Source organism: Monashia sp. HAY1-2A (assembly GCF_056755315.1).
In genome coordinates this window covers 1-235 of sequence record NZ_JBNDHY010000801.1, presented here as the reverse complement: position 1 = coordinate 235, position 235 = coordinate 1, and the positions used below count along the sequence as shown (strand labels likewise).

At 70.6% G+C, this 235-nt stretch carries 1 pseudogene; it reads left to right on the top strand.

What is annotated here, in order from left to right:
* Window positions 1-235 (top strand): annotated as a pseudogene (locus ACPYOM_RS23975) (tryptophan synthase subunit beta); the annotation flags it as partial.

The following is a 235-nucleotide window of genomic DNA, read 5'->3' as shown; positions in this document are numbered from 1 at the left end:
GCTCAAGGACGCCGTCAACGAGGCCTGCCGCGACTGGGTGACCAACGTCTAGACGACGCACTACGTCCTCGGCACGCTCACCGGTCCGCACCCCTCCCCCGAGATGGTCCGCGACTTCCACCGCATCATCGGCGTCGAGGCCCGCCAACAAGTCCTCGACCGCGTCGGGCGCCTGCCCGACGGCGTGTGCGCGTGCGTCGGCGGCGGCTCGAACGCCATGGGCATCTTCCACCGG